The sequence below is a fragment of the Nocardioides sp. genome (assembly GCF_964229035.1).
Lineage (GTDB): Bacteria > Actinomycetota > Actinomycetes > Propionibacteriales > Nocardioidaceae > Nocardioides.
On sequence record NZ_CAXRAZ010000013.1, the window covers coordinates 40,349 to 61,342 of the forward strand.

Here is a 20,994-nt window from a genome sequence, read left to right on the forward strand (position 1 = left end):
TTTACGTCCGTGGAGTTCGAGGGCGACTGGCTCGGTGCACCCAGTCGATTCAGCCTGGACCAGTTCCACGAGGGCCACACCGACGACGAGGTCGAGCTGTACCTCCGGAGCTATCGCGACATCGCGCTCGCCTACCTGGACGGTTCACCTGAGGTGGTGCGCTCGGGCAGATTCGGATTTCCGGCGGTCATGCTCGAGACCACGGAGGGCCCGGTCACGTTCAGGCGATCCGTCGCTGCGGACGTCGGGAGCCTGCTCCGACTCCGGCGGCGGAGTGGGGCGGCCCGCCCTCGCCGATGAGTGTCGAGTGTCGACAGGTCGGAGTCCGCGCCGAGCTCTGTCCGTCTTCCGGTCACGTGTTCGCCGACCGCAGCAAGCGCTCGCATGCAGCGACCAATCGCGCCCTGATCGGCGCACCGCGTTCGGCGAACCCGCGCTGCGCCTCCGCGTAGTCCCGTCGCCCCTGGGGCGTCTCGATGCGGATCGGCGTCCACGTGCCGTGCTCGCCGAGGTCGACGCCACCGAAGTCGTACGGCGCCGCACGCATGTCCATAATCCGGATCTCCCAGGCCAGCTCGAAGGCGTCCATCACCAGGTCGGAGCAGATGAGCGGTGAGAGCCGGAAGGCGTGCTTGTAGAGGTCCATACCCGCGTGCAGGCACCCCGGCTGCTCGAACGCCTCGCGGTCGTCGCGGCCGGGGGAGAGGGTGTTGAGCGACACGGCGGTGGGGGTGAAGAAGCGGAAGGCGTCGAAGTGCGAGCAGGCGATGCGGTGGTTCTCGACGACCGCGTCGGTGCCCTCGGCCCCGAGCCGCAGCGGCCAGGCGTCGTGGCGCACGCCGTGCTCGGCCGAGCGGTGCACCATGGCCCACTCGTGCAGCCCGAAGCACCCGAGCTGCGGCGCGCGCCCGGCGGTCGCCACCAGCAGCCGGTGCAGCTGCTCGATCAGCCCACGCCGCTCCACCACGAACGCGGGATCCACCGCGACGCCACCGTCGGCGCGCAGCGAGTAGCCCTTGAGGCCCGCGTACTCCCCGCCGTCCTCGAGGACGACGCCCGCTCCCGGATGCCACTGGCGCAGCTGCGCGGGACGGTGGGAGTAGTAGGTGAAGAGGAAGTCGAACACCGGGTGCTTGACGCCGGCCTCGCGTCGTTCGAGGTGCGGCACCACGTAGCGATCGACCCGCGCGGCGTGCGCCGCGGCCCGCGCCCGCCACGCGGCGGCGGTGAGCAGGCCCCCGGTCGCGGCGGTCGCGGCGGCCGGGTCGACGGCCGAGTCGGCGGGCGCGTGCGGGTTCACGGCGTCCGATCGTAGGTGGCTAGGCTCGAGCGGTGCGCATCGTCAGATTCTCCGCGGGCGACGAGCCCGCCTACGGCGTCCTCACCGGTGATCTCGACGACTACGGCCAACCGGCCGAGGACGCCGTGATCGTGGGTCTGGCCGGCGACCCCCTCTATGTCGGCATCAAGCTGCTCGACAAGGAGTACCGCCTCGACGAGGTGCGCCTGCTCGCGCCGGTGCTGCCGCGCAGCAAGGTCGTGGGCATCGGCAAGAACTACGCCGCCCACGCCGCGGAGATGGGCGGGGAGGTGCCGCGCGAGCCGCTCATGTTCCTCAAGCCGAACACCAGCGTCATCGGCCCCGGCGACGTGGTCCGCTACCCCGCGCAGAGCAGCGAGGTGCACTACGAGGGTGAGCTGGCGGTCGTGATCGGGCGCATCTGCCGCGACGTGCCGGTCGAGCAGGCCACCGACGTCATCCACGGCTACACCCTCGCCAACGACGTCACCGCCCGCGACCTGCAGCGCTCCGACGGGCAGTTCACCCGCGCCAAGGGCTTCGACACCTTTTGCCCGCTCGGGCCGTGGATCGAGACCGACCTCGACCCCCACGACTTCAGCACCGGACGCCGCGTGCAGACCCACCTCAACGGCGAGGTCGTGCAGGACGGCTCGACGGCCGACATGGTCTTCGACGTGCCGGCGCTTATCGCCCACGTGAGCAGCGTGATGACGCTGCTGCCCGGCGACGTCATCCTCACCGGCACCCCCGAGGGTGTCGGCCCCATGCGGCCGGGCGACGAGGTGGAGATCTCCATCGACGGCCTCGGCACCCTCACGAACAAGGTGGAAGCACGCTGATGAGCACCCCCGACACGACCACCGCCCCCCACGCCGGCGAGCGCCCCGTGCGCGTGCGGATGGCGCCCTCGCCCACGGGCAGCCCGCACGTCGGCCTGGTGCGCACCGCCCTGTTCAACTGGGCCTTCGCGCGCCACCACGGAGGCACCTTCGTCTTCCGCATCGAGGACACCGACAAGGAGCGCAGCACCGAGGAGTCCTACGCCGCGATCATCGACCTGATGCGCTGGCTCGGCCTCGACTGGGACGAGGGCCCCGAGGTCGGCGGCCCGTTCGCGCCCTACAAGCAGAGCGAGCGCAGCGACCTCTACGCCGATGCCCTCGAGCGCCTCAAGGCCAGCAGCTTCACCTACGACTGCTACTGCACCAACGAGGAGGCCGCGGCGCGCCGCAAGGCCGCCGGTTCCAAGGTGCAGGGCTACGACGGCTTCTGCCGCGAGCTGACGCCCGAGCAGGTCGCCGCCTTCGTGGACGACGGCCGCCGCCCCGTGGTGCGCTTCCGCATGCCCGACGGCTCGATCACCTGGAACGACCTCGTCCGCGGCGAGGTCAGCTTCGAGACCGAGTTCGTGCCCGACTTCGCGCTCTGCCGCGCCAACGGCGACCCGCTCTACACGCTCGTCAACCCCGTCGACGACGCGCTGATGCAGATCACGCACGTGCTGCGCGGCGAGGACCTCCTGTCGTCCACGCCCCGCCAGATCGCCCTCTACGAGGCCCTGAAGGCCGTCGGCATCGCCGAGCTCACCCCGCAGTTCGGCCACCTGCCCTACGTGATGGGCGAGGGCAACAAGAAGCTCAGCAAGCGCGACCCCGAGGCGCACGCCCTCGCCTACCGCGACCAGGGCTACCTGCCCGAGGGCCTGCTCAACTACCTGGCCCTGCTCGGCTGGGCGATCGCGGCCGACCGCGACGTCTTCAGCCTCGAGGAGATGGTGGCGGCCTTCGAGATCACCGATGTCGTCCCCAACCCGGCTCGCTTCGACCTCAAGAAGGCCGATGCCATCAACGCCGCGCACATGCGCCAGCTCTCGGTCGAGGAGATCAGCCACCGCGTGCTGCCCTTCCTCAAGCGCGACGGCGTGGTGGGCGACCCCGTCTCCGAGGCCGACGCCCAGCTGCTCGAGCTCGCCATGCCGCTCGTGGCCGAGCGCATCAACAAGCTCGCCGAGGCCGGCCCGCTGCTGAGCTTCCTGTTCGTCGACGAGGCCGCCTTCGTCGTCGACCCCGAGGACGCCGAGAAGCAGCTTGGTGAGACGGGCCGCCCCGTCGTCCAGGCGGCCCACGACGCCCTCGCCGCGCTCCCGACCTGGTCGACCGACGCCATCCAGGAGGCGCTGCAGGCCGCGCTCGTCGAGGGCCTCGGCCTCAAGCCGCGCAACGCCTTCGGCCCGGTGCGCGTGGCCGTCACCGGACGACGCATCTCGCCGCCGCTGTTCGAGTCCCTCGAGCTGCTCGGTCGCGAGCGCAGCCTCGGACGACTGCAGCGTGCGCTCGACTGACGCCTCGCCCACCCTCGCGCCGGTGGGCACGCGGGCCGAGCCGTACCACCGGCTCGGCACACTCGGCCTGCCCGGCGCGTGGCGCCCCGTCGTCGGCATCGGCCTGCTGGTGCTGCTCATCCTCTCCGCGCAGGTTGTCTGCGGCGTGGTCGTCTCGGCCGCGCTGGCGCTCAGCGGCCGCAGCTCGGCGGAGATCACCGACGCGCTGAGCGGCGACCCCACCACGCCGTCGTTCCTCGCGCTGGTCAACCTCGGGTGGGCGCTCGCCATCGCGGCGGCGATCCTCGTCGTCCGCCTCGTGCACGGCCAGGGCGCGGGTCGGCTGGCCTCGGTCGTCGGGCGCCTGCGGTGGCGCTGGTTCGCCGTGTGCCTCGCCCTGGCGGCGCTCTCCCTGGTGCTCACGCTGGTCGTCGGCAGCTTCCTGCCCGACCAGGGCGCTGCGGGCACCCGCGTCGACGGCGGCCTCAACCCGTGGACGACGGCCACCCGCGACTTCCTGCTCGTCATCCTGCTCCTCACGCCCCTGCAGGCCGCCGGCGAGGAGTACGTCTTCCGCGGCTACCTCACCCAGGCGCTCGGGCAGCTCGCTGCGGGCCGGGTGGGCGCGATCGTGGCCGTCACCGTGCCGGCGCTGCTCTTCGCGCTCGCCCACGGTGCCCAGGACCTCCCGGTCTTCGCCGATCGCCTGGCCTTCGGTCTCGTCGCCGGCGTGCTCGTGCTGCGCACCGGGGGCCTCGAGGCCGGGATCGCGATGCACGTGCTCAACAACTTCCTCGCCTTCGGCCTCGCGCTGGCCTTCGGCGACATGACCTCCGCGCTGCAGCCCGGCGACGGCACGTGGTGGGCGCTGCCGGTCACGCTCACGCAGTCGGTGAGCTTCGTCGTCCTCGCCACGTGGGCCGCGCGACGCCGCGGCATCGAGGTGCGCGGGGGAGGACCCGGATTGGTCGCCCGGCGCGGCCGCGTGTAAGGTTCCACGTCGGCTCGGCCTTTCGGGGAAGGGCCCTCGCGGCCGTCGCTCAGGCGTCGGCAGCAGTGGTCTATGGTGTAATTGGCAGCACGACTGATTCTGGTTCAGTTAGTCTAGGTTCGAGTCCTAGTAGACCAGCGAACTCTCCGTGAGAACGCGAAGAACGCCCCACATCGGATCCCGATTTGGAGCCGGATACGTAGGATCTGTAGAGTTCCGCAGGTCGCAGCGCGGGCGCAAGCCCCGTAGTGATCGAGATGCCCCCGTTGTGTAGCGGCCTAGCACGTCGCCCTCTCAAGGCGGTAGCGCCGGTTCGAATCCGGTCGGGGGTACAGCAGAAGGGCCCGGTTCGCCGGGCCCTTCGTCTTTTTCCCGCCACGATCCGAGGACTCCGGGCCCGAGACCCCATCGAGAACCGTGCGCGGCAGTCAGGTTCTCGGCAGGTGTCTGCCTCTAGGGTCGACGCATCGGCTCCAGCCCGGGGCGCAACGCACAGAGGAGACCACTCGTGTTCGATCTGATCAACGGCCTGCCCGTCCACCCGCTCGTCGTCCATGCGGTGGTGGTGCTGATCCCGCTCGCGGTGATCGGCCTGATCGCCATCGTGGTCAAGCCCGCCTGGCGCCTGACGTACGGCTGGCTCGTCGTGGCCGCGGCCGCGATCGGCACCGTGCTGACGCCCGTCGCCACCTCCAGCGGTGAGCAGCTCGAGCAGTACGTCGGCGACCCCGGCGAGCACGCCGAGCTCGGCGAGACCCTCATCTGGTTCTGCATCCCGCTGCTGCTGCTCACCGTCGCCGTGGTGCTTCTCGAGCGCCGCAAGGCCTCCGGCAGGCCCGTCGGCGGCGACTCCGCCAAGGCCATCGCCACCGGCGTGGCGGCGCTCGCCGTGGTCGCCTCGCTCGCCACCGCCGTGCAGGTCTACCGCATCGGCGACTCGGGTGCGAGCGCCGCGTGGAAGGACCGGGTTGCGGGCGGCAAGGTCGCCGGCGACAGCGACTGATCCACCTCGGTCCGTCGGCTCGCGGGCCGACATCCGTCGGGTCGTGAGAGGCGGGCCATCATGGACCCCGTGCTGAGGATCGGCGTCTGCGAGGACGACCCGGGCATCCGCAAGGTGCTCGTGCGGGGCCTGCGGAGCGCGGGCCACGACGTGACCGCCGCGCAGGACGGTCGCGAGGCCGTCGCGCTGCTCGGCGGCGTCGCCCTCGACGCGATCATCATGGACGTCGGGCTGCCGGACGCCGACGGTCGCGACGTCGTCCAGGCCCTCCAGGCCGGCGGGCAGCGGGCGCCGGTGCTCTTCCTCACCGCGCTCGGCACCGTCGAGGACCGCCTCAGCGGGTTCGCGGCCGGCGCCGACGACTACCTGGTCAAGCCCTTCGACCTGCGCGAGCTGCTGGCACGCCTGCAGGTGCTCGCCCGGCGCCACGACCGCGCTCCGGTGGCGACAGGGCTGCAGCTCGACCCGCTGGCCCACGCGATCCGGCACGGCGAGCGGCAGGTCGCGCTCACGCCCACCGAGTACCGCATGCTCGCCGCCATCGTCACCAGGCCCGGCGAGGTCGTGCGTCGCGCCGCGGTGGTGGCAGCGGGCTGGCCCGACGGCGCGATCGTCAGCGAGAACACCGTCGACTCCTTCCTGCGCCGCCTGCGGGTCAAGCTCGAGCAGGTCGACGCGCCCCTCACGATCGAGACCGTGCGCGGCGTGGGCTTCACGGCCAAGGAGCGGAGATGAACCCGACGCACCTGCTCGAGCGGGCGCGGCGGGCGGCTCCCGGTGCGCTGCGCCGACGCCTCATCGCCGCCACCGGGTTGGCCTCGGCGGTGGCCGCCGTCGTGCTCGTCGTCACGACCCACCTGGTGCTCGACCGCGCCGGCGATGCCACCGTGCGTCGGGTGCTCGCCGAGCGGGCGGACGCGATCGTCGCCACCTTGGCCCGCACCAGCGACGACGCCGACGACGCGGCGCCCGCGGTGGGGCCCTACGACGTCCTCTACGACGACCGTGGACGACGCGTGGCCGGCGCCGTGCCGGAGTCCTTCCGGTTCCCGGGGCTCGCCGATGCCTTCGCCCGGCTCGACCGCGCCCGCAGCGAGCGCTACCTCGACATCGGCGAGACCTACCGGCTGCTCGCCCGCCCGGTCGAGGTCGAGGGCCGCCGGGGCGTGCTCGTGCTCGCCGAGTCGCTCGCGGTCTACGAGGGCGATGAGGACGCCGCGCTCTGGCTCTCGATCGTCACCGGCACGCTGCTGGTGGCTCTGTCGATGACGGTGGCCGCGTGGATCAGCCGCCGGGCGCTCGCACCCGTGCAGGAGATGGCGAGCACCGCGCGGGAGTGGAGTGAGCGCGACCTCGAGCGCCGCTTCGACCTCGGCGCCCCCACCGACGAGATCCGCGCGCTGGGGCAGGTGCTCGACGAGCTGCTCGAGAAGGTCGCGGCGGCGATCCGCGCCGAGCAGCGACTCACCGCCGAGATGGCGCACGAGCTGCGCAGCCCGCTCACCACGATCCGCGCCACCGCCGACCTCATGGCCCTGCACCCCGACCTCGACGAGCAGCTGCGCGAGGACGTCGCCGACATCGTGGCGGCCTGCACCACGATGTCGACCACGATCACCGTGCTGCTCGAGCTGGCCCGCGCCGGCCACACCGGCGATCGCGACGGGTGCACCGGCGCCCAGCTCGCCGAGGACGTCCGCGCGCTGGCGGCGGCACGCGACGGCGGCCGGCTCGACGTCGATCTGCCGCCGCGCCTGGTGATCGCGGCGCCGCGCGTCGTCGTCCTGCGGGCGATCGGACCGCTCGTCGACAACGCGCTGCGGGCGGGGGAGCGGGTCCAGGTCACAGCCGCGGTGCGGTCGGGGCGAGCTGTGGTGACGGTCGCCGACGACGGCCCCGGCGTGGACGACGAGGTGGCGGACCGGATCTTCGAGCCCGGTGCGGGCACCACCGGATCCGGTCTGGGGCTGGCGCTGGCCCGGCGGGTCGCCCACGCCTGCGGCGGGGACGTCGACCTCGTGCGCGCTCGGGGCGGGCCCCTCGGCGGGGCGAGCTTCGCGCTCGACCTCCCCGGTCACCTGTCCTGACGAGGGTTCCCGCCCGCGTTGCGGGCCGCGGCCCGCTGCTTCGAGGCTCGGGTGCGCGGCGGGGTGGGGTCGGTGCCGACGAGGGTGAACACCGGCGCGGTGACGCGCTCGAGGGCGGCGACGGCGTCGGCGTGCCGCTCGGCGAGGGTCGCCACGACTCCGGCCAGCTCGGCCTGGGCCTCGGCGAGCGTGTGCATCGTGTCGGCGAGCTCGCGCTGGCGCACGATGAAGTCCTGCAGCGGTTGGGCGGTCGCGCTCGCGAGGCCGCCGACCGCGCCGGCCATGCCGGCCACGGCTCCCGCGAGGTCGCCGACCTGCTGGGTCAGCTGCGCGGTCACCTGGTCGGGATGCGTCACCCCCGCGACCGCGGTGTCCTTCACCGAGCGCAGCACGTCGGTGGTCAGCCGCAGCGCGGCCTGCTGCGAGCGCACGAGCAGCTCGATCGGGTTCAGCCCTCCGCCGCCCGCGGCGGGGGAGAGGCCGTCGGGCGAGGGCTCGCCGGGCGAGGGCTCGGGCGAGGAGGGGCGCGACGTCGAGTTCGGCATGGCTCACCCTCGCAGACGTCGACGTCCTCCCGGGACGCCGTGTCCGATTCCCGCCAGCCTCCGTCGCGCGCACAGGGCAGGATGGAGCTGTGCCCGCCCCCAGGACCGCTCCGCCCACGCACCCGGCGCTCGACTTCGACCGCTGCTACGCGGCCGTGCAGGCACGTGATCCGCGCTTCGACGGGATGTTCTACACCGCCGTGCGCACCACGGGCATCTACTGCCGACCCTCCTGCCCGGCCCGCACACCGGCGCCGGCCAACGTCAGCTTCCATCGCACGGCGGCCGCTGCCCAGGGAGCGGGCTACCGGGCCTGCAAGCGGTGTCGCCCCGATGCCGTGCCCGGCAGTCCGGACTGGGATGTCGCCGCCGGTGCGGCCGGGCGCGCGATGCGCCTGATCGCCGACGGGGTGGTCGACCGCTCGGGCGTGCCCGGGCTGGCTGCCCACCTCGGGTACACCCCGCGGCACCTCAACCGGCTGCTCGTGGCCGAGCTCGGCGCAGGACCTCTCGCGCTCGCCCGCACGCAGCGTGCCCAGACCGCACGCATCCTCGTCGAGAGCAGCGGCCTCGCGCTCGCCGACGTGGCCTTCGCGGCCGGGTTCACCAGCGTGCGGCAGTTCAACGACACGATGCGCGAGGTCTACGGCGTCGCCCCGAGCGAGCTGCGCCATGGCCGTGGGGCGCCGGGGCGGCGAGCCGAAGGCCGGGACGCCGGCGTCCTCGCCCTCGACCTGCGCGTGGCGGTGCGTCGACCGTTCGCCGGCGCGGAGCTGCTGGCCTACCTCGCCGCCCGCGCGGTGCCGGGGGTCGAGGAGGTCGACCCCGCCGCCAGCAGCTACGCCCGCACGCTCCGCCTGCCGCACGGGCCCGGGTGGGTGCGCGTCGTCCTCGCCGACACCGGCCCGAGCGGTGGCACGAGCGGCCACGTCGCGGCTCGCTTCTGGCTGCACGACCTGCGCGACACCGGACCGGCGCTGGCGCGGGTGCGCGCCCTCGTGGACGCCGACGCGGACCCGGTCGCGGTCGACGCCCACCTGACCGCCGCCGGTCTCGGCGACCTCGTCGCCCTGCGCCCGGGGCTGCGCGTGCCCGGGCACGTGGACGGCGCGGAGCTCGCCGTGCGCGCCGTGCTCGGCCAGCAGGTGAGCATCGCCGCCGCGCGCACGCTCACCGCGCGCCTCGTGCGCGAGCTCGGCGAACCCGTGGTTCCGCCGCTCGCCGGGCTGGGCGGACTCGATCGGCTGTTCCCCTCGCCCGGTCGCATCGCGTCGCTCGACCCGGCCGGCCTGGCCATGCCGCAGGCGCGCGCCCGCGCGCTGCTCTCCCTAGCCTCCGCCGTGGACGACGCCACGCTCGTGCTCGACCGAGGGCCCGATCGTGGCGAGACCCGCCGCCGCCTCCTCGCGCAGCCCGGCATCGGGCCCTGGACGGCCGGCTACGTCGCGATGCGCGCCCTCGGCGATCCCGACGTGTGGCTCGAGAGCGACGCCGCGCTGCGGCGGGCCCTCGCCGTCCAGGATCGCGGAGGCCCGGCCGACCCCCGGCGCCTGGCCCCCTGGCGCTCCTACGCGCTGCAGCACCTCTGGGCCTCGCTGCCCGCCCCGCCCGCCCCGACTCCCAGCAGTCCCGCCCGCCCGACGAAGGAGACCGCCCCGTGTGGACCGTGACCGACAGCCCGATCGGCCCGCTGCGCCTGGTGGAGCGCGAGGGCTCGCTCACCGCGATCGAGTTCTCGCCCTTCCCCCCTGCCGACCCCGGTGCGCGCGGCGAGCGGGACGACGACCACCCGCTCCTCGCGGAGGCCGCGCGCCAGCTGGCGCAGTACTTCGCCCGCGAGCGCACCCGCTTCGACCTGCCGTTGGCGCCGCGGGGGTCGACCTGGCAGCAGTCGGTGTGGGAGCAGCTGCGCGGGATCGGCTACGGCCAGACGGTGTCGTACGGCGAGATCGCGCTGCGACTCGGCCGCACCAACGCCGCCTCCCGCGCCGTCGGACTGGCCAACGGAGCGAATCCCATCCCGGTGGTCATCCCGTGCCATCGGGTGGTGGGGGCGAACGGCACGCTCACCGGCTACGCGGGCGGTCTCGAGCGCAAGCAGCTGCTGCTGCAGCTGGAACAGCCGGCCCTGTTCTGAATCAGGCCCTGTTCTGAACCCGGCTCTGCTGTGAACCCGGCGCAGGAGTTCGGTCCGAGGCCGGTGGCGGGTCACTCCGCAGCAGCGCGGCGCAGCGACTCCGAGAGCCGCTCGGCGGCGGCGAGGACGGCGGGGGCGTGCATGCGGCCGGGCTGGCGCGAGAGCCGCTCGAGGGGGCCGGAGACCGACACGGCCGCGATCACCTTGCCGCCGGGGGAGCGCACCGGTGCCGACACCGAGGCGACGCCCTGCTCGCGCTCGCCCACCGACTGCGCCCATCCGCGACGACGGATCGCCGAGAGCTCGGCGGCCGAGAAGGCGGCGTTCTGGAGTCCGCGGTGGATGCGCTCGGGGTCGTCCCACGCCAGCAGCACCTGAGCGGCCGAGCCGGCGCGCATGGTGAGCTGCGAGCCCACCGGGATGGTGTCGCGCAGACCGGAGGGGCGTTCGGCCGCGGCCACGCAGACGCGGTGGTCGCCCTGGCGGCGCCACAGCTGCGCCGACTCGCCCGTGATGTCGCGCAGGCGGGCGAGCACCGGGCCGGCCGTGGCGAGCAGGCGGTCCTCGCCGGCGGCGGCCGACAGCTCGGCCAGGCGCGGGCCGAGCACGAAGCGGCCCTGCATGTCGCGGGCCACGAGCCGGTGGTGCTCGAGCGCGACCGCCAGCCGGTGCGCCGTCGGCCGGGCCAGCCCCGTGCCGGCTACCAGGCCCGCCAGGGTCGCCGGACCCGACTCCAGGGCGGTCAGCACCAGCGCCGCCTTGTCGAGAACTCCCACACCGCTCGAGTTGTCCATATGGCAATACTGCCGTCTCGGATGATGGGATGCAAGAGTAGGCTGCGTCACGGCGCGTTGCCGGGCCTTCGACCCGACCGTCGAGGGCTCCTGCGGCGCGTCGATCCGATCACCGTGCCGGGGCACCCGTACCCGGCCGCCAACCCCGGGCACCAGCGTGCCGCAGGCAGACGAGGAGCCAGTCATGGGCAGGACCCTGGCCGAGAAGGTGTGGGACGAGCACGTCGTCCGATCGACCGAGGGGGAGCCCGACCTCCTCTACATCGACCTCCACCTCATCCACGAGGTGACCAGCCCGCAGGCCTTCGACGGCCTGCGCCTGGCCGGGCGCGCGGTGCGTCGTCCCGACCTCACCCTGGCCACCGAGGACCACAACGTCCCGACCCTCGACTGGGACAAGCCGATCGCCGACCCGGTGAGCAAGACCCAGGTCGACACCCTGCGCAAGAACGCCGCCGAGTTCGGCGTGCGCCTGCACCCGCTCGGCGACGTCGAGCAGGGCATCGTGCACGTGGTCGGCCCCCAGCTCGGCCTCACGCAGCCCGGCATGACGATCGTGTGCGGCGACTCGCACACCAGCACCCACGGTGCCTTCGGGGCGATCGCCTTCGGCATCGGCACCTCCGAGGTCGAGCACGTGCTCGCCACCCAGACCCTGCCGCAGGCCAAGCCGAAGACGATGGCCGTCACCGTCAACGGCAGCCTCCCCGAGGGCGTCACCGCCAAGGACCTGGTGCTCACCCTCATCACGCACACCGGCACCGGCGGCGGCCAGGGCTACATCGTGGAGTACCGGGGCCAGGCGATCCGCGAGCTCTCGATGGAGGGCCGCATGACGGTGTGCAACATGTCGATCGAGTGGGGCGCCAAGGCCGGCCTCATCGCCCCCGACGAGACGACGTTCGCCTACATCGAGGGCAAGCCCCAGGCGCCGAAGGGTGCCGACTGGGACGCCGCGGTGGAGCACTGGCGCACGCTGGTCACCGACGATGACGCCGTCTTCGACAAGGAGATCGTGCTCGACGCCTCGACCATGACGCCGTTCGTCACCTGGGGCACCAACCCCGGCCAGGGCGCGCCGCTGGGCGCCGTCGTCCCCTCGCCCGACGACTTCGAGGAGGAGAACGACAAGGTCGCCACGGAGAAGGCCCTGGAGTACATGGGTCTCACCGCCGGGACGCCGCTGCGCGACATCAAGGTCGACACGGTCTTCGTCGGCTCCTGCACCAACGGCCGCATCGAGGACCTCCGGCTGGCCGCCTCCATCCTCGAGGGCCACACCGTCGCCGACGGCACGCGCCTGCTCGTCGTCCCCGGGTCGGTGCGGGTGCGCCTGCAGGCCGAGGCCGAGGGCCTCGACAAGATCTTCCTGGCGGCAGGGGCTGAGTGGCGCGGTGCCGGCTGCTCGATGTGCCTGGGCATGAACCCCGACCAGCTCACGCCCGGCGAGCGCAGCGCTTCGACCTCGAACCGCAACTTCGAGGGTCGTCAGGGCAAGGGCGGTCGCACCCACCTCGTGTCGGTGCCGGTCGCCGCGGCCACCGCGATCCGCGGCACGCTGTCCTCGCCCGCCGACCTGGCTCCCGCCGCCGTCTGATCCCGAAGGAGTCAGCACCCATGGACAAGTTCACCACCCACACCGGCGTCGGCGTCCCGCTCAAGCGCAGCAATGTCGACACCGACCAGATCATCCCGGCGGTCTACCTCAAGCGGGTCACGCGCACCGGCTTCGAGGACGGCCTCTTCGCCGCCTGGCGCAACGACTCGTCGTTCGTGCTGAACAACCCCGTCTACGCGAACGGCTCCGTGCTCGTCGCCGGCCCCGACTTCGGCACGGGCTCGTCGCGGGAGCACGCTGTCTGGGCGCTGCAGAACTACGGCTTCAAGGTCGTGATCTCCTCGCGCTTCGCCGACATCTTCCGCGGCAACTCCGGCAAGGCGGGCCTCGTGGCGGCGCAGGTCGACGAGAAGGTCGTGCAGGCGCTGTGGGACCACCTCGACGACAACCCGGGCGCGGAGATCACCGTGGACCTCGAGGCCCGCACCGTCAGCACCGCCGGCGGCGAGGTGCAGGACTCCTTCGACATCGACGACTACACGCGCTGGCGGCTGCTCGAGGGCCTCGACGACATCGGGATCACCCTCGGACACGACGCGGACATCGCGGCCTTCGAGGCCACGCGGCCTTCCTGGAAGCCGGTCACGCAGCGAGGCTGACTCTCGAGTTCCTCTCGAATCTCAGAACCCGCTAGAAATAACGCGAAACTCGACGCGACTCCCGTCGCCGGCGATCGGATTCCCCGATCGCGGCGGCGGGAGTCGCCCGTTCCGCCCCGAAAAACTTGGCCATTACTGCGGCGTGGTGATTGTGGCGATGCTCGCTTATGCCTAGTTTTCGCAGGAGGACGGTCGCGCGAGGGCGCGACCGCAGGCCCAAGAGATGCCCGAATCGGCGCATCTCGAAAGGACAGGCAGTGAACAAGACTCAGTTGATCGACACGCTCGCGGATCGCTTCGAGGGAAGTCGCAAGGACGCAGCGCATGCGCTCGACGCGGTCCTCGACACCATCACCCGCCAGGTCGCGAAGGGCGAGAAGGTCGCCATCACCGGTTTCGGCTCCTTCGAGAAGGCCGTCCGCAACGCCCGCTGGGTGCGCAACCCGCAGACCGGCGAGCGCGTGAAGACGAAGAAGAAGGCGGTGCCGAAGTTCACCGCCGGCGCCGACCTGAAGAACGTCATCTCCGGTGCCAAGAAGCTCCCGGCGCTGCCGAAGCCCGCGAAGAAGGCGGCGCCGGCCAAGAAGGCCGCTCCGGCGAAGGCCGCGGCCCCTGCCAAGAAGGCCGCGCCGGCGAAGAAGGCCGCCGCCACGAAGGCTGCTCCGGCCAAGAAGGCTCCTGCCGCCAAGAAGGCGCCGGCCAAGAAGGCCGCCGCCAAGAAGGCCTGAGCCCCACCTGCTCCACCGACCACGGGCCGTCCTCGCCTCGCGAGGGCGGCCCGTCGTCGTCTCGTCAGGAGCGCTCCGCGATCGTCCGCAGCGCTCGCGCGGTGGCCTCGCCGACGCCGAGCGCGATCGCGTCGGCGAGGCTCGCGGCGTCGTCCACGTCGCGGCGCAGGGCGGCCGGAACCGACGTGAGGTCGCGCGCTCCGGCCGCCCGGTGGCGCGCGGCCGATCCCGCCCCGAAGCGCGGGTCGAAGGCGTCCCACCCGGCGGTGTAGAGGGTCGTGCCGGTGCCGTCGGCATCGATCACGACGTGGGCGGTGCCCTCGGCCCCCTCGGCGCGCTCGGTGCCCTCAGGGCCGTCTGCGGCGAGGGCTCCGAGGACGACGTCGAGGTGCTCGCCGCGCAGTGCTGGCAGGTCGGCGAGCAGTGCCACCGCCCGTCGCTGCGGGTGGTGCGCACGGGCCAGGGCGGCCGCCGCGCGCAGGGCTGCGTTGAGCCCGTCTCCCGGATCAGCGCACAGGAGCGTGGAGGCGGCATCGCTCAGCGTCGCGGCGAAGTCGAGGTCGTCGCTGACGATCACGAGGGCGCGCACCGATGCAGCCTCCTCGCAGGCGCGGACGGTGTCGCGGGCGAAGGCGTCGGCGAGCAGCGCGCGGTCGTCGTCCGCGATCGCGCCGAGGCGCGACTTGCCCTGCTGCGGCGACTTCACCGGAAGCAGCACCACCCATCCGCCCGCACTCACCGCGCCATCCTCGCAGTCCCTGCGCGCCGTCTCGCGGCGGGCGTGCGCGTGGCCGATGCGGCGGGCCGCGCCGTGCGCCCACGCGGCGCCGCAGCGCCCGAGCGGACCGGTAGCCTGCACTCTCGTGAGGTTGAGGGTGCGTCGGATGCAGGAGCCGCGCGGGTGGGCGTTCGGCTTCGCCGTGCTCGTCATCAAGCCGCTGCTGCTCGCCGCCACGCGTCGCGACTGGGAGGGCGGGGAGAAGCTGCCCGAGAGCGGCGGGTTCGTCGTCGCGCTCAACCACATCTCGCACATCGACCCGCTCACGGCCGCGCACCTGGTCTACGACCACGGACGCCGACCCCGCTACCTCGCCAAGTCCGGGCTGTTCGACAACCCGGCCCTCGGCTTCTTCATGCGTCAGGCCGGCCAGATCCCGGTGAAGCGCGACACCCGCGACGCCGTCGGCGCCTACGCCGCCGCGGTGGACGCCGTGCGCGCGGGCCAGTGTGTCGTCGTCTACCCCGAGGCCACCATCACCCGCGACCCCGACCTGTGGCCGATGCGCGGCAAGTCCGGCGCGGCCCGCATCGCCCTCGAGACCGGTGCACCGATCTTCCCCGTCGGTCAGTGGGGCGCCCAGGAGATCCTCCCGCCCTACACGCGCAAGCCGCACCTGTGGCCGCGGCACCGGGTGGCGATGCGTGTCGGCGACGCGGTCGACCTCGACGACCTGCGCGATCGCCCGCTGACCCCCGAGGTCGTCGCCGAGGCGACCGAGCGGATCATGGCCGCCATCACCGCGCAGGTCGAGGTGCTGCGCGGTCGCAGTGCTCCCGCGGAGCGGTACGACATCGCCGTGCACGGCGACCGGTTCAAGAAGCGGAAGGCGTGAGATGGCAGGCAGCGGCGCGACAGGCGTGACGGGCGACAAGATCGCGGTGATCGGTGCAGGCTCGTGGGGCACGGCCTTCTCGGTGGTGCTGGCCGACGCCGGCAACCAGGTCTGCCTGTGGTCGCGGCGCGAGGAGGTCGCCGCGAGCATCAACGAACGGCACGAGAACGTCGACTACCTGCCCGGCATCGAGCTGCCGCGGGCGATCACGGCCAGCCACGACCCGGAGAAGGCGCTCGCGGGGGCCGACGTGGTGGTGCTCGCCGTGCCCTCCCAGTCGCTGCGCGACAACCTGCCCACCTTCCTGCCCTTCCTCGAGCCCGATGCCGTGCTCGTCTCGCTGATGAAGGGCGTCGAGCTCGGCTCCCTCAAGCGGATGTCGGAGGTGATCGCCGAGGTCGGCGACATCGCACCCGGACGCATCGCCGTCGTCAGCGGGCCCAACCTCGCCCTCGAGATCGCGCGCCGCGAGCCGGCCGCCTCGGTGGTGGCCTGCGCCGACGAGGACGTCGCCACCATGCTCCAGCGCCGCGTGCACTCGCCGGCCTTCCGCCCCTACACCAGCGTCGACGTGCTCGGGTGCGAGTTCGGCGGCGCCTACAAGAACGTCGTCGCGCTCTGCGTCGGCATGGCCGTGGGCCTCGGCTTCGGCGACAACACCACGGCCTCGCTCATCACCCGCGGCCTGGCCGAGACCGCCCGCCTGGCCATGCGGCTGGGCGCCAACCCGCTGACGCTCATGGGGCTCGCGGGCCTCGGCGACCTCGTCGCCACCTGCTCCTCGCCGCTCTCGCGCAACCGCACCTTCGGGGAGAAGCTCGGACAGGGGCTCACGGTCGAGGAGATCTACGCCTCCACCCGACAGGTCGCCGAGGGCGCGAAGTCGTGCTCCTCGCTGCGTGCCCTGGCCGCCCGCAGCGACGTCGACGTGCCGATCGCCGACGCCGTCGACGAGGTCGTGCAGGGGCGCCTGACCACGGCCGGCCTGATGGAGGCCTTCATCAACCGCGACACCAAGGCCGAGCTGAGCTGAGCCGGGCTGAGCTGAGCCGGGCTGAGCTGAGCTGAGCTCAGACCAGGCGGTCCAGCGCCCCGCGCAGGTCCTCCCAGAGGTCCTCGACATCCTCGATGCCGACCGACAGGCGCACGAGGCCCTCGGGGATCGTGGCGGCCTCGAGCTTCCAGCGGCGGCGGCGCTCGAAGGTCGACTCGACGCCGCCGAGCGAGGTCGCGTGCACCCACAGCGCGGTCGAGCGCACCAGCCGGTCGGCCGCATCGGCCCCGCCGTGCACCACGAGCGAGGTGATCGCTCCGAAGCCGGGGTAGCGGACGTCGTCCACGGCCGGGTGCTCGCGCAGCCGCGCGGCGAGCTCGGCTGCGTTGGCGCTCGCGCGCTCGAGGCGCACGTGCAGGGTGCGCAGGCCCCGCAGTGACAGCCAGGCCTCGAAGGTGCCGGGCACCGAGCCGGCGAGATCGCGACGACCCTTGAGCGCGGCGTGCACCTCGGCGGCGTCGGTGCCCACCACGAGCGCCCCCATGAGCACGTCGCTGTGGCCGGCGATGAACTTCGTGGCCGAGTGGACGACGACGTCCGCCCCGAGGGCGAGCGGCTGCTGCAGCAGGGGAGTGGCGAAGGTGTTGTCGACCACCACCTGGATGCCGAGGCGGTGGGCGTGCTCGGCCAGCGTCGCGACGTCGGCGAGCTCGAGGGCCGGGTTGGTCGGCGACTCCAGCCACAGCAGCGCGCAGTCCTCATCGTCCTCCATCGCCTTCACGACCGCCTCGGTGTCGGTGATGTCGACCAGCTGCGCCCGCAGGCGGCCGCGCGCCTCGAAGTCGGCGAGCGCGGCGATCGTGCCGGAGTAGGAGTGGCGCGGCGCCACCACGCTGCCGCCGTGGCCGACGAGGTCGAGCAGCGTCGTGATGGCGGCCATGCCGCTCGAGAACGCCAGGGCACGCCCGCCCTCGAGCGCGCCGAGGGCGTCCTCGAACGCCGTCCAGGTGGGGTTGCCGTAGCGGCCGTACTCGAGGTCGCCACCGGCCACGTAGGTCGAGGCCATCGTCACCGGCACGTTGAGCGGCTCGTCCGGCGTGTGCGGGGGACGACCGGCGGTGACGGCGATCGTGGCAGGGCGCAGGGGCGGGGTGCTGGAGTCGGCGGCGGGCATGGCCCAACGGTAGGGTCTGGCGCGATGAGCGCTCCCACTGGCACCGGCCGCCGAGTCCGCGTCGCCGTCGTCTTCGGCGGTCGATCCACCGAGCACGCGATCTCGTGTGTCACCGCCGGCAGCGTCCTCGCTGCGATCGATCGCGACAAGTACGACGTGGTACCGGTCGGCATCGCTGCCGACGGGCGCTGGGTGCTCGAGGCCGACGAGCCGGGCAAGCACCGCATCACCGGGCCGGGGCAGCTGCCGGCCGTCGACGCCACGCTGCCCGAGGTGGCGCTCGGGCGCACGTCGTCCGGCACCGGCCTGGTGGTCAGCGAGGCCGCGGAGCCGCCGCGCGAGCTGGGAGGGGTCGATGTCGTCTTCCCGCTGCTGCACGGGCCCTGGGGCGAGGACGGCACGATCCAGGGACTCCTCGAGATGAGCGACGTGCGCTACGTCGGCTCGGGCGTGCTGGCCTCCGCGCTCTGCATGGACAAGGCGTTCATGAAGATCGCCCTCCAGGCCGCGGGCCTGCCGGTGATGCCGGGCATCACCGTGACGGCGCGCGAGTGGGCCGATCAGCAGATCTCGGTGCACCTGCGCTGCGAGGAGCTCGGCTCCCCCCTGTTCGTGAAGCCCGCCCGCGGCGGCTCGAGCATCGGCATCGCCAAGGCGCACAGCCGCGACGAGCTCGCCGCGGCCGTGGAGGGTGCGCTGGCGCACGATCCCAAGGTGATCATCGAGGTCTCCGCCGAGGGAGCGCGCGAGATCGAGTGCGGCGTCCTCGAGGCTCCGGGCGGCTCGGTGGAGGTGAGCGTCCCCGCCGAGATCCGCATCACCGGCGACCACGAGTTCTACGACTTCGAGGCCAAGTACCTGCCCGAGGAGGCCACCGAGCTCGACGTGCCCGCGGTGCTCGACGAGCCCACCACCCTGCGGATGCAGGAGATGGCCGCTGACGCCTTCCGTGCGGCCGGTTGCGAGGGCCTGGCCCGCGTCGACTTCTTCCTGCTGCCCGACGGCTCGCTCGTCATCAACGAGCTCAACACCATGCCGGGCTTCACCCCGCTGTCGATGTTCCCGCGGATGTGGGCCGCCACGGGCGTGCCCTACGCCGAGCTCATCGACCGGTTGCTGCAGCTGGCGCTGCAGCGCGACACCGGGCTGCGCTGAGCGGAGGCCACCGCGCTAGTCGCAGGGGTCGACGAGCTCCAGGTGCTTCTTCACCAGCGGGGCGAGCGCGGCCATCGCCGCGGCGATGCCGTTGGGGCGGTACTCGGCCGGCAGCGCGATCTCGAGCCGGGGGCGGAAGCCCGCGGTGGTGGCGGTGATGTCGAGCGACTGGTCGTCGTAGGCCGCGTCGGGGATGTAGTAGCCGACGCCGTCGACGTCCTCGCACGAGGCGGTCTCGTCGAAGCCCTTCGGCGTGCCGACGCCGCAGCGCACCACGATGGCGGGATCGCCGTAGGCGGCACCGGGAGCGTCGGCGGGCTCTGACGCCACGCGCGGCTGCTCGGCGAGGGTGTCGGGCAGTTCGGCGCTCAGCGCGTCGCACGCGCGGGCGTCGGCGGCCGAGAGCTTCGGGACGTCGATCTCGACCGGGCCGCCGCAGGCCGCGAGCGAGCCGGTGGCGACCGCCGCGGCCGCGGCCAGCGCCGCAGCCCGGACGGCACGCCGCGAGGGGCGCATACCGATCAGATGTGGACGACGGGGCAGGTCAGCGTGCGGGTGATGCCCTCGAGGTTCTGCACCTTCGAGACCACCAGGCGACCGAGCTCGTCCATGGTGCCGGCCTCGGCGCGCACGATCACGTCGTAGGGACCGGTGACGTCCTCGGCGAGCGTGACGCCGCTGATCGCGCCGACCTCGCGCGCCACGTCGGCGGCCTTGCCCACGTCGGTCTGGATGAGGATGTAGGCCTGGACCGTCATGGGGTCGTGCTCCCGTCGTTCGTGGGTGGATCGGCGTCGGCGACGCCGCCGTCACGCTACCGCCGCCGCCCCCGACCCGCCGAACCGTCGCCGGCCCTCCGCTCGCCGGCCGGCGCGGGCATCCCGGCGGGTGGGCGCGATGCACGGCCACGTGCCTGAGAGGCTGGACGGGTGGACAGCCAGCGCCTCGACCCCACCGCCACCGTGGCCGACCTCGGCGAGTTCGGCCTGATCGAGGCGATCACGCGCGTCACCGCCGAGCAGGCGCCCGGGGAGGACGTCCTCGTCGGCCCCGGGGACGACGCAGCGGTGCTGCGCGTGCGACGCGGCCACGTGGTCGTCTCGACCGACCTCATGGTGGAGGGGCGCCACTTCCGCCGCGACTGGTCCGAGGCCGAGGACGTCGGCCACCGCGCCGCCGCGCAGAACCTCGCCGACATCGCGGCGATGGGCGGGCGGGCCCAGTGGCTCACCGTGGGGCTCGCGGTGCCGGCCGACCTGCCGGCGTCCTGGGTGCTCGACTTCGCGCGCGGCTTCAGCGCCGAGTGCGGCGCCGTGGGCGCGGGTCTCGTGGGCGGCGACCTCAGCCGCGCCGACCAGATCACCATCGCCGTCACGGTGATGGGCGCCTGCACCGTGTCGCCGGTGCTGCGCTCGGGCGCGCGGCCGGGCGACGTCCTCGCCCTGTGCGGGCGGCAGGGCTGGGCAGCCGGCGGCCTCGCCGTGCTCGGCCGAGGGTTCCGCTCCCCGCGGGTGCTGGTGGAGGCGCATCGTCGTCCGCAGCCGCCGTACGCCGCCGGACCGCAGGCCGCCGAGGCCGGAGCCTCCGCCATGGTCGACGTCTCCGACGGCCTGCTCGCCGAGGCGGGCCACCTCGCCCGGGCCTCGGGCGTGAGCATCGACATCGACACCGCCGCGCTCGAGGTGCCGGAGCCGCTGGCCGCGGGGGCCGCCGCCACCGGCGCCGACCCGCTGCAGCTCGTGCTCACCGGCGGTGACGACCACGCCCTCCTCGCCACCTTCCCGGCCGACGTGGCGCTGCCCGAGGGGTGGCGGCGGATCGGGTCGGTCACCGCGGCCGGCGGCGAGCCCGGCGTCCTGGTCGACGGCACCACCCCGGAGGGCGCGACCGGCTGGTCGCACTTCTGAGACGCAAGATCGGAAGAGCGTCGTGT

General features: G+C 73.3%; 23 protein-coding genes and 2 tRNA genes. 18 read left to right on the plus strand and 7 right to left on the minus strand.

What is annotated here, in order from left to right; translation table 11 throughout:
• Positions 1-9: 9 nt before the first annotated feature.
• The gene (locus ACERUN_RS04880; RefSeq protein ID WP_370288656.1) at positions 10-300 is read left to right on the plus strand and encodes a hypothetical protein; all 291 of its coding nucleotides are present in this window, start codon (positions 10-12) and stop codon (positions 298-300) included.
• Between the two features lie 52 nt (positions 301-352).
• On the opposite strand, the gene ACERUN_RS04885 is transcribed toward ACERUN_RS04880, so the two are convergent.
• Positions 353-1,300, minus strand: coding sequence for a 3-methyladenine DNA glycosylase (locus tag ACERUN_RS04885; RefSeq protein ID WP_370288657.1), 948 nt, complete (start codon positions 1,298-1,300; stop codon positions 353-355).
• 32 nt (positions 1,301-1,332) lie between these two features.
• On the opposite strand from ACERUN_RS04885, the gene ACERUN_RS04890 reads away from it, so the two are divergent.
• The 8 genes from ACERUN_RS04890 (at position 1,333) to ACERUN_RS04925 (ending at position 7,704) form a co-directional block, all read left to right on the plus strand.
• Complete coding sequence (locus ACERUN_RS04890; RefSeq protein WP_370288659.1) at positions 1,333-2,142, plus strand: fumarylacetoacetate hydrolase family protein; 810 nt, start codon at positions 1,333-1,335, stop codon at positions 2,140-2,142.
• A complete protein-coding gene (gltX, locus tag ACERUN_RS04895; protein ID WP_370288661.1) occupies positions 2,142-3,644 on the plus strand; it encodes a glutamate--tRNA ligase in 1,503 nt (500 codons plus the stop codon). Before ACERUN_RS04890 ends, gltX begins: the two co-directional genes overlap by 1 nt.
• On the plus strand, positions 3,631-4,614 hold the full coding sequence (locus ACERUN_RS04900; protein ID WP_370288662.1) for a lysostaphin resistance A-like protein: 984 nt from the start codon (positions 3,631-3,633) through the stop codon (positions 4,612-4,614). Before gltX ends, ACERUN_RS04900 begins: the two co-directional genes overlap by 14 nt.
• 66 nt (positions 4,615-4,680) lie before the next feature.
• A tRNA-Gln gene (locus tag ACERUN_RS04905) sits at positions 4,681-4,752 on the plus strand.
• Positions 4,753-4,873: 121 nt separating this feature from the next.
• Positions 4,874-4,946, plus strand: a tRNA-Glu gene (locus ACERUN_RS04910).
• A 176-nt stretch (positions 4,947-5,122) separates the two neighbouring features.
• A complete protein-coding gene (locus tag ACERUN_RS04915; protein WP_370288664.1) occupies positions 5,123-5,617 on the plus strand; it encodes a DUF2231 domain-containing protein in 495 nt (164 codons plus the stop codon).
• A gap of 60 nt (positions 5,618-5,677) precedes the next feature.
• Positions 5,678-6,352, plus strand: coding sequence for a response regulator transcription factor (locus ACERUN_RS04920; RefSeq protein ID WP_370288666.1), 675 nt, complete (start codon positions 5,678-5,680; stop codon positions 6,350-6,352).
• A complete protein-coding gene (locus tag ACERUN_RS04925) occupies positions 6,349-7,704 on the plus strand; it encodes an ATP-binding protein (protein WP_370288667.1) in 1,356 nt (451 codons plus the stop codon). The genes ACERUN_RS04920 and ACERUN_RS04925 overlap by 4 nt, the downstream gene beginning before the upstream one ends.
• On the opposite strand, the gene ACERUN_RS04930 is transcribed toward ACERUN_RS04925, so the two are convergent.
• A complete protein-coding gene (locus tag ACERUN_RS04930) occupies positions 7,692-8,249 on the minus strand; it encodes a hypothetical protein (protein ID WP_370288668.1) in 558 nt (185 codons plus the stop codon). The genes ACERUN_RS04925 and ACERUN_RS04930 overlap by 13 nt on opposite strands.
• An 89-nt stretch (positions 8,250-8,338) precedes the next feature.
• On the opposite strand from ACERUN_RS04930, the gene ACERUN_RS04935 reads away from it, so the two are divergent.
• A complete protein-coding gene (locus ACERUN_RS04935) occupies positions 8,339-9,919 on the plus strand; it encodes an Ada metal-binding domain-containing protein (protein WP_370288669.1) in 1,581 nt (526 codons plus the stop codon).
• Positions 9,907-10,386, plus strand: a complete 480-nt coding sequence (locus ACERUN_RS04940) for a methylated-DNA--[protein]-cysteine S-methyltransferase (protein WP_370288670.1) — start codon at positions 9,907-9,909, stop codon at positions 10,384-10,386. Before ACERUN_RS04935 ends, ACERUN_RS04940 begins: the two co-directional genes overlap by 13 nt.
• Positions 10,387-10,457: 71 nt before the next feature.
• On the opposite strand, the gene ACERUN_RS04945 is transcribed toward ACERUN_RS04940, so the two are convergent.
• Entirely contained in the window at positions 10,458-11,180 is a 723-nt protein-coding gene (locus ACERUN_RS04945; protein WP_028655929.1) for an IclR family transcriptional regulator, read from the minus strand.
• A gap of 184 nt (positions 11,181-11,364) precedes the next feature.
• On the opposite strand from ACERUN_RS04945, the gene leuC reads away from it, so the two are divergent.
• The 3 genes from leuC (at position 11,365) to ACERUN_RS04960 (ending at position 14,125) form a co-directional block, all read left to right on the plus strand.
• Positions 11,365-12,777 (plus strand): 3-isopropylmalate dehydratase large subunit, encoded by a 1,413-nt coding sequence (gene leuC / locus ACERUN_RS04950; protein ID WP_370288671.1) that lies wholly within the window; start codon positions 11,365-11,367, stop codon positions 12,775-12,777.
• Between the two features lie 20 nt (positions 12,778-12,797).
• Positions 12,798-13,397 carry a 3-isopropylmalate dehydratase small subunit gene (gene leuD / locus ACERUN_RS04955; RefSeq protein WP_370288672.1) on the plus strand — a complete coding sequence of 200 codons (600 nt, stop codon included), beginning with the start codon at positions 12,798-12,800 and terminating at the stop codon, positions 13,395-13,397.
• 257 nt (positions 13,398-13,654) lie between these two features.
• Entirely contained in the window at positions 13,655-14,125 is a 471-nt protein-coding gene (locus ACERUN_RS04960; RefSeq protein ID WP_370288673.1) for an HU family DNA-binding protein, read from the plus strand.
• Between the two features lie 64 nt (positions 14,126-14,189).
• Here ACERUN_RS04960 and ACERUN_RS04965 read toward each other — a convergent pair whose 3' ends face one another.
• On the minus strand, positions 14,190-14,864 hold the full coding sequence (locus tag ACERUN_RS04965; protein WP_370288674.1) for a 2-phospho-L-lactate guanylyltransferase: 675 nt from the start codon (positions 14,862-14,864) through the stop codon (positions 14,190-14,192).
• Between the two features lie 145 nt (positions 14,865-15,009).
• On the opposite strand from ACERUN_RS04965, the gene ACERUN_RS04970 reads away from it, so the two are divergent.
• Both ACERUN_RS04970 and ACERUN_RS04975 read left to right on the plus strand, forming a co-directional pair.
• Entirely contained in the window at positions 15,010-15,738 is a 729-nt protein-coding gene (locus tag ACERUN_RS04970) for a lysophospholipid acyltransferase family protein (RefSeq protein WP_370288675.1), read from the plus strand.
• Between the two features lies 1 nt (position 15,739).
• The gene (locus ACERUN_RS04975) at positions 15,740-16,771 is read left to right on the plus strand and encodes an NAD(P)H-dependent glycerol-3-phosphate dehydrogenase (protein ID WP_370288676.1); all 1,032 of its coding nucleotides are present in this window, start codon (positions 15,740-15,742) and stop codon (positions 16,769-16,771) included.
• Between the two features lie 37 nt (positions 16,772-16,808).
• Here the strand turns inward: ACERUN_RS04975 and ACERUN_RS04980 are convergent, their stop codons facing one another.
• On the minus strand, positions 16,809-17,906 hold the full coding sequence (locus ACERUN_RS04980) for a PLP-dependent aspartate aminotransferase family protein (RefSeq protein ID WP_370288677.1): 1,098 nt from the start codon (positions 17,904-17,906) through the stop codon (positions 16,809-16,811).
• A 24-nt stretch (positions 17,907-17,930) separates the two neighbouring features.
• Between ACERUN_RS04980 and ACERUN_RS04985 the strand changes: the two genes are divergently transcribed.
• Positions 17,931-19,061 (plus strand): D-alanine--D-alanine ligase family protein, encoded by a 1,131-nt coding sequence (locus tag ACERUN_RS04985; RefSeq protein ID WP_370288678.1) that lies wholly within the window; start codon positions 17,931-17,933, stop codon positions 19,059-19,061.
• Positions 19,062-19,076: 15 nt separating this feature from the next.
• Here the strand turns inward: ACERUN_RS04985 and ACERUN_RS04990 are convergent, their stop codons facing one another.
• On the minus strand, positions 19,077-19,577 hold the full coding sequence (locus ACERUN_RS04990; protein WP_370288679.1) for a DUF3515 family protein: 501 nt from the start codon (positions 19,575-19,577) through the stop codon (positions 19,077-19,079).
• A 5-nt stretch (positions 19,578-19,582) separates the two neighbouring features.
• Complete coding sequence (locus ACERUN_RS04995) at positions 19,583-19,819, minus strand: Lrp/AsnC family transcriptional regulator (RefSeq protein ID WP_370288681.1); 237 nt, start codon at positions 19,817-19,819, stop codon at positions 19,583-19,585.
• A 171-nt stretch (positions 19,820-19,990) separates the two neighbouring features.
• Here ACERUN_RS04995 and ACERUN_RS05000 point away from each other — a divergent pair, with 171 nt between their 5' ends.
• Positions 19,991-20,968, plus strand: a complete 978-nt coding sequence (locus ACERUN_RS05000) for a thiamine-phosphate kinase (protein ID WP_370288682.1) — start codon at positions 19,991-19,993, stop codon at positions 20,966-20,968.
• The last annotated feature ends 26 nt before the right edge of the window (positions 20,969-20,994 follow it).